We start from the raw sequence: 329 nt of genomic DNA on the forward strand, positions 1-329 counted from the left end.
GCAAGAAAGAAGCAATGTTTTCCACAGCTTGCAGATGGAATGGCAGAAGCTGTTGTTGCAGTAAGAAGGCATCAGGGCTCCCGACAAGTTGGTTAAATGGTAGTAGTTGTTGTGCCTGCAAGTAGACAGCAGGGTTCACCCCAGCTAGTTGATTGAATGGAAGAAATTGTTGTTGCTGGAGATAAGCAGCAAGGTTCGCTGCAACTACTTGATTGATTGTTGGAAGCAACTGTTGTTGTAGTTGTTGTGCTGCGATTCTTTGGAGATATAGATTCATTGAGGATGGTTGTTGCAATAGGGCATATGGTTGTTGGACGGTCAATGCTAAC

At 44.4% G+C, this 329-nt stretch carries 1 protein-coding gene; it reads right to left on the reverse strand.

What is annotated here, in order from left to right; genetic code table 11:
* A partial coding sequence (locus ACOSDM_RS20195) for a hypothetical protein (protein WP_420726331.1) occupies window positions 1-329 on the reverse strand: 329 nt, incomplete at both ends.

Origin of the sequence: Hwanghaeella sp. LZ110 (assembly GCF_048892525.1) — a bacterium.
In the GTDB taxonomy this organism is placed as follows: domain Bacteria; phylum Pseudomonadota; class Alphaproteobacteria; order UBA8366; family Aestuariispiraceae; genus Pacificispira.